General features: G+C 71.0%; 14 protein-coding genes and 1 pseudogene. 6 read left to right on the top strand and 9 right to left on the bottom strand.

Features of this window, described 5'->3' with window-relative positions:
- Positions 1 to 65: 65 nt before the first annotated feature.
- The 7 genes from ABZ865_RS20850 to ABZ865_RS20820 all read right to left on the bottom strand — a co-directional run bounded on the left by ABZ865_RS20850 (position 66) and on the right by ABZ865_RS20820 (position 8,985).
- Positions 66 to 1,391 carry a cytochrome P450 gene (locus ABZ865_RS20850; RefSeq protein WP_361232049.1) on the bottom strand — a complete coding sequence of 442 codons (1,326 nt, stop codon included), beginning with the start codon at positions 1,389 to 1,391 and terminating at the stop codon, positions 66 to 68.
- On the bottom strand, positions 1,388 to 2,464 hold the full coding sequence (locus ABZ865_RS20845) for a nucleoside triphosphate pyrophosphohydrolase (RefSeq protein ID WP_361232047.1): 1,077 nt from the start codon (positions 2,462 to 2,464) through the stop codon (positions 1,388 to 1,390). The genes ABZ865_RS20850 and ABZ865_RS20845 overlap by 4 nt, the downstream gene beginning before the upstream one ends.
- Positions 2,465 to 2,584: 120 nt before the next feature.
- Positions 2,585 to 3,235 carry a SurA N-terminal domain-containing protein gene (locus tag ABZ865_RS20840; RefSeq protein ID WP_361232045.1) on the bottom strand — a complete coding sequence of 217 codons (651 nt, stop codon included), beginning with the start codon at positions 3,233 to 3,235 and terminating at the stop codon, positions 2,585 to 2,587.
- A gap of 168 nt (positions 3,236 to 3,403) precedes the next feature.
- Positions 3,404 to 4,231 carry a glycoside hydrolase domain-containing protein gene (locus ABZ865_RS20835; protein ID WP_361232043.1) on the bottom strand — a complete coding sequence of 276 codons (828 nt, stop codon included), beginning with the start codon at positions 4,229 to 4,231 and terminating at the stop codon, positions 3,404 to 3,406.
- 136 nt (positions 4,232 to 4,367) lie between these two features.
- Positions 4,368 to 5,861, bottom strand: coding sequence for a serine/threonine-protein kinase (locus tag ABZ865_RS20830; protein ID WP_361232302.1), 1,494 nt, complete (start codon positions 5,859 to 5,861; stop codon positions 4,368 to 4,370).
- A 38-nt stretch (positions 5,862 to 5,899) separates the two neighbouring features.
- A complete protein-coding gene (locus ABZ865_RS20825; RefSeq protein WP_361232041.1) occupies positions 5,900 to 6,553 on the bottom strand; it encodes a hypothetical protein in 654 nt (217 codons plus the stop codon).
- A gap of 182 nt (positions 6,554 to 6,735) precedes the next feature.
- Positions 6,736 to 8,985, bottom strand: coding sequence for an N-6 DNA methylase (locus tag ABZ865_RS20820; protein ID WP_361232039.1), 2,250 nt, complete (start codon positions 8,983 to 8,985; stop codon positions 6,736 to 6,738).
- A 190-nt stretch (positions 8,986 to 9,175) separates the two neighbouring features.
- Here ABZ865_RS20820 and ABZ865_RS20815 point away from each other — a divergent pair, with 190 nt between their 5' ends.
- Positions 9,176 to 9,865 carry a hypothetical protein gene (locus tag ABZ865_RS20815; protein ID WP_361232037.1) on the top strand — a complete coding sequence of 230 codons (690 nt, stop codon included), beginning with the start codon at positions 9,176 to 9,178 and terminating at the stop codon, positions 9,863 to 9,865.
- A 142-nt stretch (positions 9,866 to 10,007) separates the two neighbouring features.
- Positions 10,008 to 10,733 (top strand): hypothetical protein, encoded by a 726-nt coding sequence (locus ABZ865_RS20810; protein WP_361232035.1) that lies wholly within the window; start codon positions 10,008 to 10,010, stop codon positions 10,731 to 10,733.
- Positions 10,734 to 10,781: 48 nt separating this feature from the next.
- On the opposite strand, the gene ABZ865_RS20805 is transcribed toward ABZ865_RS20810, so the two are convergent.
- Entirely contained in the window at positions 10,782 to 11,525 is a 744-nt protein-coding gene (locus ABZ865_RS20805) for an N-acetyltransferase (RefSeq protein WP_361232033.1), read from the bottom strand.
- Between the two features lie 194 nt (positions 11,526 to 11,719).
- Positions 11,720 to 12,205: pseudogene (locus ABZ865_RS20800) on the bottom strand (HNH endonuclease family protein); the annotation flags it as partial.
- A 123-nt stretch (positions 12,206 to 12,328) separates the two neighbouring features.
- On the opposite strand from ABZ865_RS20800, the gene ABZ865_RS20795 reads away from it, so the two are divergent.
- From ABZ865_RS20795 to ABZ865_RS20780, 4 genes are read left to right on the top strand one after another with little or no spacing between them, the layout of a single operon-like run.
- The gene (locus ABZ865_RS20795; protein ID WP_361232031.1) at positions 12,329 to 13,450 is read left to right on the top strand and encodes a tyrosine-type recombinase/integrase; all 1,122 of its coding nucleotides are present in this window, start codon (positions 12,329 to 12,331) and stop codon (positions 13,448 to 13,450) included.
- Complete coding sequence (locus ABZ865_RS20790; protein ID WP_361232029.1) at positions 13,447 to 15,648, top strand: site-specific integrase; 2,202 nt, start codon at positions 13,447 to 13,449, stop codon at positions 15,646 to 15,648. The genes ABZ865_RS20795 and ABZ865_RS20790 overlap by 4 nt, the downstream gene beginning before the upstream one ends.
- Positions 15,645 to 16,244 carry a DUF6262 family protein gene (locus ABZ865_RS20785; RefSeq protein ID WP_361232027.1) on the top strand — a complete coding sequence of 200 codons (600 nt, stop codon included), beginning with the start codon at positions 15,645 to 15,647 and terminating at the stop codon, positions 16,242 to 16,244. Before ABZ865_RS20790 ends, ABZ865_RS20785 begins: the two co-directional genes overlap by 4 nt.
- Before the next feature lie 58 nt (positions 16,245 to 16,302).
- Positions 16,303 to 16,929, top strand: coding sequence for a nucleotidyltransferase family protein (locus tag ABZ865_RS20780; RefSeq protein WP_361232025.1), 627 nt, complete (start codon positions 16,303 to 16,305; stop codon positions 16,927 to 16,929).
- Positions 16,930 to 16,931: the final 2 nt, after the last annotated feature.

The following is a 16,931-nucleotide window of genomic DNA, read 5'->3' as shown; positions in this document are numbered from 1 at the left end:
ACACGATCACTTGTCACAAGTTCATGCCGCACAGATCACGTGAAGATCACATAGTTGAACGTCGCTCACGTCGTGTCCGCTTGTCCGCGTCCGTCCCCCGTGCCCGGTTCGCGTGCCGGCTCAGGAGACCGGCTGAACTCCACCGGGAGCGTGCGCAGACCGCGCATGATGAGCCCGCCGCGCCAGCGCAGTTCGGCCGGATCCACCGCGAGCCGCAGGTCGGGCAGGCGGGTGAGCAGGGTGGCCAGCGCGGTCTGGCCCTCCAGCCGGGCGAGCGGGGCGCCGAGGCAGTAGTGGATGCCGTGCCCGTACCCGAGGTGCTGGTTGTCCCGGCGGGCGAGGTCCAGCACGTCCGGGTCGGCGAACCGCTCCGGGTCCCGGTCCGCGGCGGCCAGCACGACGAGCACCGGGTCCCCGGGGGCGATGTCCTGCCCCCCGATGGAGAGCGGCCGGGTGGCGAACCGCCAGGTGGCCAGCTCCACCGGGCCGTCGTAGCGCAGGAGTTCCTCCACACCGGTCGCCAGGAGGTCCCGCTCCCCGGCGGCGAGGGACCGCTGGAGGCGGTGGCGCTGCTCGGGGTGGGTGAGGAGGGCGTAGGTGCCGTTGCCGATGAGGTTGACGGTCGTCTCGAAGCCGGCGAACAGGAGGATGAAGGCCATGGCGGCGGCCTCGTTCTCGGTGAGGTGCTCGCCATGGTCGGAGGCCCGGATGAGGCCCGAGATCAGGTCCTCGCCCGGGGTGGGCTCGGCGGGCAGTGCCTCCCTCTTCTTGTGGATGAGTTCGGCGAGGTAGCCGCGCATCTTCTTGACCGACCGCGCGACCCCGCCCCGGGGCCCGCCGCCGTGCCGGATCATCATGCCCGCCCAGTCCCGGAAGTCGTCCTGGTCCTCGCGCGGGACGCCGAGCAGGTCGCAGATGGCGTAGATGGGGAGCGGGAAGGCGAACTCGTGGATGAGGTCGGCGGAGCCCCTCGCCGCGAACCGGTCGATGAGGTGATCGGTCAGCTCCTGCACCCGGGGCGCGAACTCGGCGACACGGCGGGGCGTGAACGCCTTGCTGACCAGTCGGCGCAGCCGGGTGTGGTCCGGCGGGTCGATGTTCAGCAGATGGGTCATCAGCTCGGCCTTGCGCTCGCCGGGGATGCCGGTCTTGCCCTTGGCGTGCGCGGGCTCGTCGTGATGCTCCGGGTTCTTGCTCAGCCGCTGGTCGGCCAGGGCCTGCTTGGCGTCGGCGTACCGGGTGACCAGCCAGGCCTCCACCCCACTGGGCAGCTTGGTCCGGTGCACGGGCGCGTGCTCGCGGAGCCAGGCGTAGGCGGGGTAGGGGTCGGCGGCGAACTCCCAGGTGAAGAGGTCCGGGGCGGGGGCGTCGGGGGCGGGCTGGTTGGTCACTCCTCGACGGTATCCGGCCCCTCTTCCTTCTTCTCCCCCGGCTGCACGCCCTCCGCCGACGCCGGCCGGGCACCCTCCGCCGCCCGTATCGCGTCCCGGTAGACCCGTGCCGCGGCGCGCAGCGCAGCCTCCGGGTCGACCCCGTCCGCCTCGGCGCGCACCGCCAGGGCCAGCAGTTCGTAGCCGACGCCCTCGCCCTGTGGCAGGGGCACGGCCAGGTCGGCCATGCGGGCGCGGGAGGCGAGCTTGGCGGTGAGGGCGAGGCCGGGCTGGCCGAGGGGGACGCCCTCCGTCACCGAGGTGCGCCGCTTCTCCTCGGCCTTGGTGCGCAGCCAGTGCTCCTTGACGTCCTCCGGTGTCTCCGCCTTCTCCTCGCCGAAGACGTGCGGGTGGCGGTGGATCAGCTTGGCGACGATGCCGCCGGCCACGTCGTCGATGGAGAACGGCGCGTCCGGGTCCTCCTCGGCGATCCGGGAGTGGAAGACGACCTGGAGCAGGACGTCGCCCAGCTCCTCCCGGAGTTCGTCGCGGTCGCCGGCCTCGATCGCCTCGACCAGTTCGTACGCCTCCTCGATGCCGTACTTGGCCAGGCCCAGGTGGGTCTGCCGGGAGGACCAGGGGCACTCCTCGCGGATGCGGTCCATGACCTGCACGAGGTCGAGGAGACGGGCGCCGGGCAGGTCGTAGGAGGCGGGGAGCAGCTCCAGCTCGGGCATCCGCACGCGGCCGGAGCCGGCCAGCCGGGCCAGCCCGTCGGTGAGGGCCGGCTCGCCCTCGCCGGTGGCCACGACGACCACGGTCCGCCCGCCGGCGCAGGCGTCGACCAGCTCCTGCGCGGTGGGGGACGCCTCCGCCACCGCTATCCCGGCCTCCCGCAGATACGGCAGCTGCGGATGGGCGCCGTCCGCGCACAGCACGGCGTCGGCGGTGCGCAGGGCCTGCCAGGCGGGCCAGGACAGCAGGCCGGGGGCGACGCGGTGGCTGGTGGTGAGCAGGACGATGCGGCCGGGGGCGGCGTCCGGACCAGTGGCGGTGTCCGGGCCGGGGGCTTCGGGGCGGGTTGCGTTCACCATCCGAACGTAACCCACGGCGCCGACGGACGTGATCGGTTGTCCACAGGGGCGAGGGGGTCGTGTGATCGTATGACCGGCACCTCTTCGCCGGATCGTTCCGGCACCCCCGGCGCGGCCCCGCTACGCCGGCTGCTGCTCGGTTCCCGGTGCCGTGACCTCGCGCACCCACGGGGTCTTGGCATCGGTGCGGCTGCTCTTCGCCACGTCCCAGGTGCCGTAGCGCGGGTTGAGGTCGATGTGGAGTTCGCGGGACGCCTGGGAGAGGGCCTTCCAGAAGGCGGGCTGGGTGGTGTCGGTGCCGAGCTTCGTGGCGAGCTTCTGCGCCTCGATCTGCAGGCGGAGGTTCTCGTCCAGCCGCTCGGGGGCGATGCCGTACTTCTGCAGCCAGGCCGTCTGCAGCCCCTTGGATCCGCCGGCCTGCTGCTCCAGGCCCGCGCGCATCTGCTGGGTCTCCTTGCGGGTGACCGTGATGCCCTGGTCCTGGGCGGCGCGGTGCAGGACCCGGTCGAGGACCATGTTGTGCAGGGTGTCGCGGGTGAGGCTGCCGGTGGAGGCGAGGACCTGCTGGTACTGGGCCTCGTCCGGCACCGCGGCCCGCTGTGCCGCCCGTACCTCGTTCACCCGGTTCTCCAGCTGGGCGACGGTGATCCGCTGTCCTCCGACGACGGCCGCCGCGCCCGGGTGCGCTTCGTTTCCGCAGGCGGTGAGGACGGGTGCCGCGGCGGCGAGCGCGGCGGTGAGGAGGAGCGCGGTGCGACGGCGGCGGTGCAAGGAAACCTCCCGAGGAGATTGTGCGACGGTGCACAAAGTTCTTGCGGTGATCGATGGTAGGCAGTGGGCAGGCTGCGGCCAACCCATTCGACCAACGATTCGCAAGCGCTTCGGGCACCGCCGCGCCGCTCCCGGACCGGTTCCGGACCGCTTCCGGACCGGCTCCGCTCAGCCGGTGATGGCCACCGGCGCGTCCCAGGCGTCACGGTCGACGGTGAGCGTGACGCCGCCGTGCGTCTCCTTGCTGTTGACCATGTACTGGTGGGCGCGGCTGTGGTTGGTGAACTGGGTGGCGCCCCAAGGCCAGTCCGTGGTCGTGGTGTTCTGCTGGTCGTACAGCGCGTACCAGAGGTTGCCCGGCAGGTCGGTCTTGTCGGACGCGGTGGCGATGGCCTTGGCGCTGGAGCTGGTGAAGCCGTAGTAGCCGGCGCGGTACGTCTTGGCGTGCAGCCCCTTGTCGAAGGCGCGCACGTACGTCAGCACGGCGTCGTTGCACGCCTTGTTCGTGATGTCGTACGCCTCCATGTCCAGGTAGATCGGGCTGCCCGCCTTCATGCCGAGCGCGGAGGCCTTGGCCACGGCGTCGGAGGCGTCGGCGGCGCCGAGGGAGGCGGCGGTGGAGGCGGTGAGCTTCTCCGGGTTGGAGCCGGACTGGCAGGGCGGCTGGGCGCCGACGTAGATCGGGACGAGCTTCCAGCCGATCGAGCTGACCGACTTGACCCAGGAGGCGGTGAGGTTGGGCTGGTTGCAGCCGCGGTTCTTGCCGCCCACGTAGACGGCGGCGGCGCCGTAGAAGCCGGTGTGCCAGGCCTTCATGGTGGACAGGGAGGGCGCGGTGCAGGTGTCGAAGGCGCGGCCGGTGAAGGTCTTCTGGGCGGGCCAGGTGGTGGCGGCCATGGAGGTCTGCGCGGCGATGCCGGCGCCCGCGAGGACGGCCGCCCCGGCCACCGCCCACGTGATGTACCTGCGCTTCTTCGACTGCCGATGGCCGGCCATCTTCCCCACCCCTGAACGTGCGTCATCCGGAAAAACGAAGCGCAACCTATCGGGCGACGGTCACGTGTTCGGAAAAGGCAATCTCCCGAAGATCACAAGAGTCCGTCAGGCAACGGCAAAATCCGGAAGACACCCCCTAGCCGCGCACCTGCCCCAGCCACTGCAGGGTCCGCCGGATCTCCACCGCCAGCGGGTGCCCGGGGCCGTGCAGGCGCTCCACGTCCAGCACGAGCCGCGCGAGCGTGTCGTGGGCGGCCGGGCGGTCGCCGAGGGCGAGCAGCAGGTGGCCGATGCGGCGGCGCACGTCATGAGCGAGCTGCGGGTCGCCGGAGACGTACTGGTTCTCGTAGTACGGCAGCAGGGCGCGGTACTCGGCGAGCGCCGCGGCCGGTTGGCCGAGCTGCTCGAGACACTGGGCGGCGTCGTAGCGGAAGCGCAGGGACTGCGGGTCGGCCTGGCCGGCCTCGGCGCCGCGCTCGTCGGCGAGGCGGCGCAGCTCGGGCAGCGCGCGCCGGTACTGGCCGTCGTCCATGAGGGTGGCCGCGTACTGCTTGCGCAGGGTGCGCACGACCGGGGAGTGCTCGCCGTGCTGTTCCGCCGCGGCGGGCAGGATCGCGCCGAGTATGTCGACGGCCTGGGTGATGCGGCCTTCCCCGAGGAGCCGCTTGACCTCGTCGACCGCGGCGGCGACGTCCGGCTTCTCGGCCACCGGGGGCGCCGGCGCGAGGGGGGCGGGCTGGGGCGCGGGGGTCCGCGCGCGGTCCGGCCAGGGGGCGTGCGGACGCAGGAAGGGGCGCGTGGGGTCCAACGGCGCCCCGGTCGGGGTTCCGCGCGCCGGCAGGAGCAGCGCCAGGTGCTCGTACACCTCCTGCGCGGAGGCCGGGCGGTGCTGCGGATCCTTGGCCAGCAGCCGCAGCACGAGGGCTTCGAGCGCCTCCGGCACCTCGGGGCGGATCCGGCGCACGGGCAGCGGGGGCTCGTACAGGTGCCGGTGCAGCACGCCGAGCGCGGTGGTGCCGACGAACGGCACGTCGCCGCTGAGCAGTTCGTGCATCAGCACGCCGAGCGCGTACAGGTCGGTGTACGGGCCGACCGCGCCGCCCATCGCCTGCTCGGGCGCCATGTAGGCGGGCGAGCCGATCGGGGAGCCGGTGTGCGTGAGGCGGGTGGTGTCGGTGTCCATGACCGAGGCCACGCCCAGGTCGAGGACGGTGACCGTGCCGTCCTGCTTCACCATCACGTTGCGCGGCTTCAGGTCGCGGTGGACGATCGGCACGGCGTGCACGGCGCTCAGCACGGCGCACAGTTGCGCGGCGACCGCGACCGCCCACTGCCACGGGTACGGGTCGTGCTCGGCGAGGTGGTCGGAGAGGTCGGCGCCGTCGACGTACTGCATGACGAGGAACAGCTCCTCGCCCTCACTGCCCGCGTCGTGCACGGTGACCAGGCCGGGGTGGTCGACCTGCGCGGTCACCCGGCACTCGCGCACGAACCTGCGGCGCAGCTCGTCGGCCTCCTGCCCGGCCACCTTGTCCGGGCGCAGCAGCTTCACGGCCACGCGCCGGTCGAGCCGCTGGTCGTAGGCCGTCCACACCTGGCCCATGCCGCCCTGCCCGATGAGCGTGGACAGTTCGTACCGGCCGGCGACGACACGTCCTTGCGCCACGGTCACCTTCCGCCCTCATGGCCGTCGTGCTTGCGCAAGTAGTCGCTCAGCTCGTCCAGTTCGGCGCGCACCTGGTCGATCCGGGCGGGCGCGGGGCGCTGCGGCGGGGTGAGCGGGGTGGCCGGCGGAGGGCCGGGTATCGGGGTGTGCGGCATGGGAGGCGGGGTGCGCGGAGCGTGCGGGGGGCCGGGTATGGGGGTGTGCGGCCCCACCGAGGACACCGGGGCCACGGGGGTGGTCGTGGTGGTGAACGGGGCCGCGGGGCCCGGGTAGCCGTACGACGTCGGTACGGTCTGGGCGTGCGGAGGCGCGTAACCCGCGGGCGGCTGCTGGGTGGTGGAGTGGTGCCGGACGTCCGTGACCAGGAAGTGGACGGTCGAGACGACGCCGAGGATCAGCACCGTGGCCAGCGCGACGTCGCCCCGCGGGTCGCTCTCCGGCACCACGCCGACCACCGCGAAGCAGGCGATGCCCAGCGGCAGGCTCACCCAGGCCGCCAGCCAGTCGAACCACCGCCCGCGCAGGAACGCGACCCGGAAGAGCGGCGCGCACGCGAGGATGCCGCACGTGAGCAGGCTGCAGGCGGCGAACAGCACGCGCAGGGTGATGACGTATCCCGCGCCGCGGGTGGGCGGCGCCGCGCCGTGGCCGTACATGAGTGCTCCTGGGCCGGATTTCGATATCGGACTCCGAGCGTATAGGCCGACACCGACAAGGGGTTACGGGATGTACCGAACCGTTGTCGTGCTGATCGCGTCCGCCATGCGACCGCACCGTCCGGTCCGTCGGCCGGACACCGCTCCTCCGGTTTGTGAGTCCGGCGCCATCGTCCCGTCCGTCAGTCCGGGGCCACCGTGCCGTCCGTGAGCCCGTCGTACATGCCGCGGACGAGCTGGTCGCCGAGCCGGCTCGCGTGGCGCACCGCCCGCTCGAACTCGTCGAGGGCGCGGAACCGCGCGCCGTAGCGCCGCTGTTCGTCGAGCGGCAGCCGGGGCAGCTGGAGGCGGCGCACGTCCAGGCGGGTGGCCGTGGAGGCGTAGCTGCTGGCCTGCCGGTTGTTGGCGGTGCCGCGCAGGAACCCGGCGAGGAACCAGGGGTCGAGCGCCGCGGCATCGGGGCGCAGGAGCACGAGGTTGCGCCCCAGGGCGGCGCCCCCCGTCGCGTCGTCGATCACGCGCGCCACCGAGCCGCCGCCCAGCACGGGTACGACGACGTCGCCCGGCTCGGTCAGCACCGCCTCCTCGTCGCTCTCCGGGAGCGTGCCGGAGGGCGCCGTTCCGGCGAGGACGTCGTGGTCGGTCAGCACGGGCACGCGCGCGCGGCCGCCACTTCCGCCGGTGCGCAGCACCAGTGCGCCCCCGCGCGCGAGTTCACCGACGGTGGTGAGCGTCCAGCGCGCGTGCGGGGCCGGGGCGGCGGGCGGCGGGGTGAGGTCGGCGGTCAGGCGCAGGGTCTCGCCGAGGCGCTCGCGCACCGCCGTGAGCTGCTCCGCGCCGTCGGCCGCGGCGGCCGGCGGCAGATGCCGGGCGGGGGCGAGGTCCACGTCGTCGTCGAGGAGTTCGATGACCGGCACGGAACGCGCGAGACCCGGCCGCTCGGCCAGCCGCCCGTCCCGGGCGAAGGCACGCCAGGCGTCGAGGACGGCCTCGCGCACCGCCTGCCAGTCCGGGCCGCCGCGCGCCTCGCCGGCGAACCGCCCCGTGTCCACGAGCAGCACCTCGGGCGCCGCGGGCGTCCGGTCCGGGCGGCGCAGCACCCACACGTGCAGCGGGATGTTGTACGGCGGCGCCGCCCCGACCGGCAGCGCGACCACGGCCCGCAGCGCGCCCCGGCGCAGCAGGTCGGCGCGGATCCGGCGCCCGGAGCGGCGGGAGGCGGCGGCCGGCGGCATGAGCAGGACCGCGGTGCCGCCGTCGGCGAGCCGGGCCAGGGCGTGCTGCACCCAGGCCAGCTCGGACTCGGTGCGCGCGGGGAAGCCGTACTCCCAGCGGGGGTCGTAGGCGAGCTCGTCGTGGCCCCAGTTGCGCTCGTTGAACGGCGGGTGGCACAGGACCGCGTCGGCGTGCAGGTCGGGGTAGGCGTCGCCACGCAGGGTGTCGCCGACGGCGCCGCGCACGGTGGCCCGGGCGTGCAGCGCGAGCCGCAGCGCGGTGAGCGCGGCCAGGTCGGGGGCGCTGTCCTGGGCGTACAGCTCCTGGTCGGGGCGGGTGTCCACGGCGCGTAGCAGGGCGCCGGTGCCGCAGGCGGGGTCGAGGACGGTGCGGGCGGGGCCGGCGAGGTCGGCCATGAGTCGGGCGAGTTCGGCCGGGGTGAGCGTGTACTGGCGCGGGTTGGCGTCCAGGTGCCGGCCCAGCAGGAACTCGAAGGTCTGCCGCGCCCCCGCGTCGGCGGCCAGTTCGGCGGCGCCACGGAGGAGGGGGGCGGAGGGGAGGAGTTGGGGTCCGGAGGGGGTGTGGAGGGCGGGGGCGGGGGGTGCGGGGGGCTTGGGGGTGGTGTGGGGCTCGGGACTTGGGGGCGCGGATGGGGTGTGGGCGACCGACGGGGTGTTCACAGCTGGCGGGGTGTTCACAGCGGGTCGCCCCGGGGTGGCGGGCGGGGTGTGACCTGACGCCCCGGTGTTCACAGGATGTGGACGGTTCACAGCCGCCGAGCCGCTTTCGGGCCGGGCCGTGTGAACACCGGGCTCGTGCGTGACGCCGAAGCGCGGGCCGAGCACCTGGTCCAGGGCGCCGGGCAGCATCGCGGCGAGCCGCGCGTCGGAGCCGGCGCTGACGTCGAGCCAGACCGTGGGGCGTTCGTGGATGAGCAGCAGGACGCAGCCGACGTGCACCAGGGCGGTGACGGGCCCCTCGGGATGTCCGGCGAGCTGCTGCCAGACGCGTTCCCGCAGGGGGACTTCGGCGAGCTTGCCCTGCCTGCGCAGCCAGGACTCGACCTCGGCGAGCGCGAAGGACGGGCTGGTCTCGGTGCCGCCGACCGGCTTGGGGAAATCGGCGTGCCGGCGGCGCCAGTTGCTCACGGCGGCACGGCCCACTCCGGCGAGCCGCGCGATACCGGCCGCGGTCACCTCTGTCGTGTTGTCCTGCACCGGCCCCGCTCCCCTCATCCCGTGTGTGCACCGAGCATACCGACGTACACAAGACCCACGCCTTCACGGACGTGTACACAATGAATCCTGTGAATCGTGTTGACTCGGTTCACAGGCTCTGCTCTTATTGACCCAGCGAACGAGCGGCCAGCCGGAGGGGGCGGCCGCCGCATCGGGGAGGGAGCCCGTCATGGGCATGAAGGGCAAGATCGCGCTGGGAGCCGTCGTCGGGATCGTCGTCATCGGTGCCGTCTCGGCGAACGCCGGCAGCGACGGCACGGACGGCAAGGACAGCGGCTCCAAGGGCAGCTCGACCTCCGCCGACCACAAGTCCGGCGACAAGAAGTCTTCGGGCGGCGACAAGGCGAGCGAGAAGAAGAAGGTCGCCTTCTCCGGTGACGGTGACTTCTCCGTCGGCTCCGACGTCAAGCCCGGCATCTACCGCTCCACCGGCAACACCGACGACATGTGCTACTGGGAGCGCGCCAAGGACGCCTCGGGCGACCCGGAATCGCTGCTGGCCAACGACAATGTCAGCGGCACCAGTTACGTGACCGTCAAGCCCACCGACAAGCTGTTCAAGTCCAGCGGCTGCAAGGACTGGGAAGCCGTCGACCCGAAGGCGAAGGGCACGCCCGCCTCGTCGATGGCCGGCAACGGGGGCATGTTCAAGGTCGGCACGGACATCGCGCCGGGCACCTACAAGTCGACCGGGAACGCCGACGACTCCTGCTACTGGGAGCGCACCAAGGACGCCGAGCACGGGCTCGACTCGATCCTCGCGAACAACAACGTGACCGGCACGGCCGTCGTCACCATCCGCGCCACGGACGCCTACTTCAAGACGACCGGCTGCGGCGACTGGAAGAAGACGGCCTGACCCGGCTGCCGTACGAGGCCCCCCGGCCGGCGCGGGACGTTCCGCTCACGTCCCGCGCCGGTGGCGCCCGAGCCCGCCCGGCCTCGGGCGCCACCTCGCACCACTCAGGTTCTCCACCTCTCAACACCCCCAAGGAACTGTCATGCACCTCCCGTCCCGCCTCGTCCAGGTCCTCGCCGTCGCGGCGCTCCCCCTGGCCCTGACCGCCTGCTCCACCGGTTCCTCCGACTCCTCCGACGCCAAGGCGCCGGCCAAGACGGCGAAGGCCAAGGACCCCAACGCGGGCCTGCTGACGGGCAGTCGCCTGAAGAAGGCACTGGCACCCGCGTCGGTGTTCCCGCCCGAGCTCACCCCGGTCGCGGAGGGTGCCGTGGACAGCGGTGGCCAGTTCCTCGCCCCGGCCGTCCGGAACACGGCGAAGCCGGACTGCACCAAGTTCGAGAACACCTCGTGGCTCGACGTCACCGGCTACAAGGGGGGCGTGTCGTTCGCGCAGGGCGACTACGCGAACAAGGACCAGACCGAGGAGATGGTCCAGGAGATCGACGAGTTCCAGGGCACGACCGCGACGACCGTGATGAAGGAGGTCCGGAACGCGGCCACCGCGTGCGCCACGTTCACGGACCCCAGCGAGCACGCCAAGGTCAAGCTCTCCGGGCGTTCCACGTCCGGACTCGGTGACGAGGCCTACACCATCACCCTCACCAGCGGTCAGTGGGAGAACGGCACGACCCTGGTGGCCGCCCGCGTGGGCACCTCCGTGGTCACCGTGATGTCCACGGCCGGCGGCGACAACGGCGCCGCCACCGCCGCCAAGCTGGCCGGCCACGTCGTGGGCTCGCTGAAGGCCGCGGCCGGCACCTCCTGATCACCAGGCCCGTTCACCGGACCCGTTCACCCGAGTCCGATCACCGGGTCAGAGGGGATGACGCATCCATACGTTGGGTTCGACGTAGACGGCGTATCCCCGCTCCGGCTCGCAGCGGACCGGGACCAGCGCGCCGGGCACCTCGACGTCTCCCGGCGCGTCGAACGGCAGCCCGGTCCAGCGGCGCCACTCCTCCAGGGAGGCACCCACGGTCATGGAGGCGGGGGCGACGGAGTCGATGGTGGCGCCGGCCCGGGCGTGGACGCGCAGCCACGGATCCTCCGGCAGCCCGTCGGGCCGTACCCGGTGGGCGTATTCACCGATCGGGGTATGCGGTTCGCGGTGCTTGGCGTTGGGGCGGGCGGGAGCGACGACCTCGCTGAAGCCCCGGGCGCGGGCGTTGTCCCGCATCGCCGAGAGCATGACGGCGGACAGGCCGTGGCCCTGGGCGTGCGGGGCGATGACGACCGAGACCGCGCTGACCGTGTCGGGGCGGGTGCCGCGGCGCAGGTCGGCGAAGGCCCAGAGCAGGATCTGGTCCCAGCCGCGGGCGGGCAGGGTGCCCCGGCCCTCGGCGGCGAGAGCGAAGGGCACGCTGAAGGCGTGCGCGACGATCTCGCCCCGCTCGTCCTCGGCGAACAGCGCGTATTCGGGCAGTTCGACGGGGATGCGGCCGTAGTGGGCCGTACCGACCGGGTCGTTGGTGACGAACTCGGGCCAGGTGTCGGCCATGCCGAGCACCGCCGACAGCCGGTCGGGCCGCTCGGCGAGGCTGCTCACTGTGACGTCCATAGTGATCACGCTAGGCGGCACGCACCCAGCGCGGAAAGCGAATTGGCCGATCTGAATCCGCTGGTCAGGGACGGCCCGGTTTCAGGACCGGGTTCAGGACCGGGTTCCGGACCGGGTTCCGGACCAGGTAACGGCCTGGGTTCCGGCCCGGGTAACGGCCTGGATGCCGGTCGTATGCCGTCCCTCGGCCCGGTTCATCGTGCCCGGAAGCGTTCCGGGGCCTTGGTCGGGTTGCCGCCGGTGGGGAGTTTCTGGTCCGGGCAGGTGGCGAGGACGTTCTTCATCGCCGTCTTCTCGGCGGCGGTGACCCACAGGCCGTACTTCTTCTTGACGGCCACCTGGGCGGCGACATAGGTGCAGCGGTAGGCCTTGTTGGGCGGGATCCAGGTGGCCGTGTCGCCGTCGCCCTTGCCGCGGTTGGTGCTCGCGTCGACCGCGACGAGGTTGAGCGGGTCGTTGGCCAGGGCTATGCGCTTGCTGGGATCCCAGTACTTGGCGCCCTTCTGCCAGGCGTCCGAGAGGGCGACGACGTGGTCGATGTCGACCAGGCTGCGGCCGCGCCGGTAGGTGACGTCCTTGCCGGAGTAGGGGTCCGGTTCCAGCAGGCCGTAGGTGACCTTGCAGGTGCCGCCGGTGAACTTCACCTCCTTCAGATCGCGCTTGAGGATGTCGTCGCGGGTTATCTACATCCCCCTGTTGCCTGCGATTTACGTGAGTGACAGCCGTGTCCTCTCGTTGTGCCTCGCCGTTATCAGTCACACCAAGAGGCACATGAGCGACATGCTCGGACAGGGGATGGATCAATGGTGTTACGTACGGAGAAGGCCGTCTCGCCGACCACAGGAGAGGTCACGTGGTTACTCGTCGACGAGGCGACGTACCACCCTCATCCCGAGGCACGGGAGTTCTCGCTGTACCTGCGGGGCGCCGGGCGCTCACCGCAGACACAGCGCGCCTACATTCCTCGGATCGGACGCTTCCTCAACTGGTGCGCAGGGCGGGGTACCGACTGGAAGACCGTTGGGCTCGGCGACATGACGCGATTCAAGTTCCACGTCGAGCGGACACCGGCCCGGCAGGGGCAACCGCCGTCGGGCAAGACCGTCAACGCGGTTCTCACCGCCGTCTGTGAGTTCCTCCGGTTCTGCGCCGTCCAGGGGCACATTGCCCACGAGGTCGCCGCCCGGCTGAGCGAGCCGCGCTTCCTGACGTCGCCGCCGGCCGGCTTCGATCTGGGTGAAGGCGGACAGCACCTCATGGTGAAGGCCCGGATACTGAAGGCGCCGGAGATCGAGATGGCGCCAGCGGCACTCACCCCGTCGCAGGTAGCCCAGGTACTCGACAGGGCGCGCACCGCCCGCGACCGACTGCTCCTGACCGTGCTCGTGGAAGGTGGACTTCGGATCGGCGAGGCTCTCGGGCTACGCCGCGAAGACATGCACCTGCTGCCCGATTCAACGCACTTGGGCTGCCGAACCCGTGGTGCACACCTGCATGTCCGGCCGCGCCAGGACAACGTCAACGGGGCGCGTACGAAGGCGGGTCGGCACCGCATGGTGCCGCTCACGGAAGTCGCCGTCCACCGTTACCGCGACCTTCTCGCCGAGCGTGAGAATGTGGCCGAGGCCTCCCACTGCGACTACGTCTTCGTGAACCTGGTCGGCGCCCATGCCGGCAGGCCCATGACGTACTCCAACGCGAAGCAGATCGTCGAACGGATCGGCAGGCGGTGCGGTTTTCGTGCTCGGCCCCACATGATGCGACACACGGCAGCGACCAACTGGATTCGCGGCGGTGTCGCCTCTGACGTCGTACAAGCGCTTCTGGGGCATGCGTCGTCAGCCAGCACCGCCGTATATCTGCACGCCCGCGACGAGGACCTGCGTGCGGCCGTTGACGGCACCACCTCGGGGTCCGAGCGGTGACCCGGTTGATCGGCACGGCCGCCCTGAATGTGCCCCGCTCGCGGGAACCCGAATGGGCCGACTGGCTTGCACAACGGCTGGTTCCCGGGTGGCGGGCGACAGAATGGAACCCCGCCCTGTCGCGATTCACAGCAGACCCCGCTAACCCCGCAACGAGCGTGTTCACCTGCGCCGTGGCGGCATGCTCGACCCACGTCGGCAGCAATGGGAGCCGCTGCGACGCCTGCCGCCGCGCCCGCTGGCGCCAGGGGCACCCGGCGGGCTTCGACTCGACCTACGTCCCTGTTGCAGCTCGTCGCAGACCCAACAGCACCGCTGCGGCTGTGCCCGGTGTGTCGCAGTTCTCGCTGAGCGAGGTGTCTTTCGCCGTACGCCACGAGGTGTTGTACGGCCTCCAGCAGCGTGACGCCGCCGGGATCAGCCTGGTTCCGCAGCGCATCCGTCGTGTCATCGCTGCTCTCCCCTCCGGGTTGCCCACCCTCCTGGATCTCGATGAGTCGTTCGTGCGCGGGCTGTCAGCAGAGCTTGCGGGGATGCTGAACGGCATCCTCCAGCACGTCCGACGCGCTCGTCTGGAGTACGACGGCATCGACCCGACGTCGGGGGACGTCTGGGAATGTGCCTTCGTCGGGCTCACTGCCGGACGAGGCCGGAAGTACACGGCTGTGCACGGCGTCATCGACTTCCGGCCGGTCCGCCAGTCGTGGCTACGCGAGTTGGCCAAGGAGTACGGACGTGCAGTCCGCCCCAATGTCTTCGACCTGCGTCAGACCGTGTACGCCGTGACGCTCGCGTCCCACGCCCTGGCCGACCGCCCCCACGGCAACAGCCCGGAAAGGTTGTCGATGGCGGACATGAGCGCCGTGGTGGACACCTTTCGCATCGCCAGGCGTCCCGAGGACGGCCGTGACTACTCGACGAGCCACCGGCGGGCGCTGCTTCGCCTGTGGCGGGCGTTTCTCGACTACGCACGACAGGCCGGACTGATGGACCACGTGCCCGGTGGTTTCGCCCTGAATCCGAAGCTCCACGCCATCGTCGCGGTCGAGGTCTCCGAGGACGAGATCGGCCGTGCCATCCCGGAGCACGTCATCGCCCAACTCGACGCTCACATCGAATTGCTCGGAACATCCACCGCGTACGAGAGCGGTGGCTGGACTGCTTCGGACTTCGCGCGGATGTATCAAGTGGCCTACACAGTCCTTCGGGACACCGGTCGGCGTCCTGGTGAGGTGACCAGCCTGCGCCGCGACTGTCTGGAGTGGGTGGACGGCAAACCGACTCTGATCTACGACAACCACAAGCGACGCCGACACGGCCGCCGCCTGCCCATCACCGAGGCGACTGCCCAGAAGATCGAGTCCTGGCAGAAGGAGCTTCAGCGCCTGCCTCCGGTACCGGCATGCGAGCAGTGGCTGTTTCCGTCACCGGGCCAGCGCAACCGCCCTCGGCGCGGTCACTTGACCACCGCGCAGTTCTGCAACCGGATCTTCCGCGACTGGGTCGACGAGCTCATTCCTGTACTCGTCGACGAGCGCCTGGACGACGACGGCGAGCCCTTGGCCTACGACCGCACCCAGATCGTCCCCTACGGGTTCCGCCACGCCTACGCACAGCGCCACGCGGACGCCGGCACCCGCCCCGATGTCCTGAAGGAGCTCATGGACCACCGCTCCCTCGACGTCACGATGGGGTACTACAAGGTCTCGCTGGGCAGGAAGCAGGAAGCCGTCAGGACGGTCGCCCGGCTGGCCGTCGACCGCCACGGCACACCCAGGGGCTTCGAAGACCCGTTGGCCTACGAGGTCGAGAGTGTCGCGGTCCCCTACGGAGGCTGCACAGAGCCCAGCAATGTCAAGGCGGGCGGGGGACACTGCCGTATTCGCTTCCAATGCGCCGGATGCGACTTCTACCGGCCCGATCCCTCCTATCTCCCCGCCTTGGAGCAGCAGATCGCCGGGCTGCGGGCGGACAGGGAAGCCGCCCTGGCCATGGATGCGGCGGACTGGGTGGTGCGCAACTTCGACGATCAGATCCGGGCCTACGCCAGATCGGCCGAAGAGATGCGACGGCAACTTGAAGAGATGCCCGTGGAGGAACGGGCCACAGTCGAGGCCGCCTCACGCGAACTACGCAAGATCCGCTCAGCTGCCGCGTTCATCCCGGTGCAGTCCCTGACCTCCCGGAGCACCTCATGACTCGTATCCCCTCTCATGACACCGCGGGCAAGGAGGCGCGAGTCCGGCGCCTTCGTGCCGCCCGTGTCCAGGACAGTGAAGCCAAAACGGCTCGCGCTCTGGATGTCGTTCGCGACCTCCTCGCCTCCGGACAGCGGATCACCTGCGCCCGCGTCGCCCGCGAAGCCTCGGTGTCCACCTGGTTCGTCTACAACCAGCCGCAGGTGCGCGATACCGTCCGGGCCGCCATGCACGAACAGCGTGAGCATGGAAGCCGGACCATTGCCGCGCCAGGCCCGGGGCAGGTCACACCCGCCGGCTTGCACACCGAACTCGCCCTGGCCCGGGAAGAGATCAAAGACCTGAAGAAGGAGCGGGACCGTCTCCGTGAACGCGTACGGCTCTCCCTGGGCGCGGAACTGGATGACGTGGACCGCCGTCAGTTGGTCGAGCGGATCCGGCAGCTGGAACAGCAGAACACGGAGCTGAAGCGTGAGCTGTCAGAGGCCAGGGACCGCCTGACCGACTCAGAACGGCGCCTGCACGAGGCGGAGGATGACCTCACCGCCGCCAGGGCAAGTCTTCGTCGCGCGATGCGGGCGGTTCCTTCGAAGTGACCAATGGCCGGAACCGGTATCAGATCCGCCGCTGACCACGTTGTGGTAGGCAGGGTTCATGATCGGCCGACTCCCTCTCGACCAGCAACTTGAGTCCCTGCGCGGAGTGCTGTCCCGAAACGAGGTGTTGACGGAGGTACTGGCGCGCACCGCGACGTTGGGTCTGCCCGGGTGGTATGTGACGGCCGGGTGCCTGTTCCAGACCGTATGGAACGTGGTCACGGGCAGACCGCCGACCAGCGGCATCAAGGACTATGACGTCTTCTACTTCGACGCCGACGATGTGTCCTGGGAGGCGGAGGACGCTGCGATCAAGGCCGGAGAGGAGGTCTTCTCCGGCCTGCCCGCAGAGGTTGAGATCCGGAACGAGGCGCGGGTGCACCTCTGGTACGAGGACAAGTTCGGAGTGGCGTGTCCGCCGTACGAGTCCACCGAGGCGGCGATCGACAGTTTCGCCGCGACGACCTGCTGTCTAGGGGTGCGTGCGGAGGCGGACGGCAAGTGGCGTGTGTATGCGCCACATGGGCTGTCCGACGTGTTCAACCTCGTCGTCCGACCGAACCCGGTGCTCGCGCCGAGGTCGGTCTACGAGGCCAAGACGGCACGGTGGCGCGATCAATGGCCCGAGCTGACCGTCCTTGAGTGGCCCGCCACGAACACCACGACTCCCTCAACCGGCGGCTGATG

Source organism: Streptomyces sp. NPDC047085, assembly GCF_040643735.1.
Classification (GTDB): Bacteria; Actinomycetota; Actinomycetes; order Streptomycetales; family Streptomycetaceae; genus Streptomyces.
Note: the sequence above shows the minus strand (reverse complement) of the source record. Positions and strands in the feature narration are given on the sequence as shown.

Bases quoted from the DNA above. Each gene is read 5' to 3' on its own strand.
- ABZ865_RS20785 (WP_361232027.1), top strand. From the start codon at position 15,645: ATGACTCGTATCCCCTCTCATGACACCGCGGGCAAGGAGGCGCGAGTC.
- ABZ865_RS20780 (WP_361232025.1), top strand. From the start codon at position 16,303: ATGATCGGCCGACTCCCTCTCGACCAGCAACTTGAGTCCCTGCGCGGA.
- ABZ865_RS20845 (WP_361232047.1), bottom strand. From the start codon at position 2,464: ATGGTGAACGCAACCCGCCCCGAAGCCCCCGGCCCGGACACCGCCACT.
- ABZ865_RS20795 (WP_361232031.1), top strand. From the start codon at position 12,329: ATGGTGTTACGTACGGAGAAGGCCGTCTCGCCGACCACAGGAGAGGTC.
- ABZ865_RS20815 (WP_361232037.1), top strand. From the start codon at position 9,176: ATGGGCATGAAGGGCAAGATCGCGCTGGGAGCCGTCGTCGGGATCGTC.
- ABZ865_RS20810 (WP_361232035.1), top strand. From the start codon at position 10,008: ATGCACCTCCCGTCCCGCCTCGTCCAGGTCCTCGCCGTCGCGGCGCTC.
- ABZ865_RS20835 (WP_361232043.1), bottom strand. From the start codon at position 4,231: ATGGCCGGCCATCGGCAGTCGAAGAAGCGCAGGTACATCACGTGGGCG.
- ABZ865_RS20825 (WP_361232041.1), bottom strand. From the start codon at position 6,553: ATGTACGGCCACGGCGCGGCGCCGCCCACCCGCGGCGCGGGATACGTC.
- ABZ865_RS20805 (WP_361232033.1), bottom strand. From the start codon at position 11,525: ATGGACGTCACAGTGAGCAGCCTCGCCGAGCGGCCCGACCGGCTGTCG.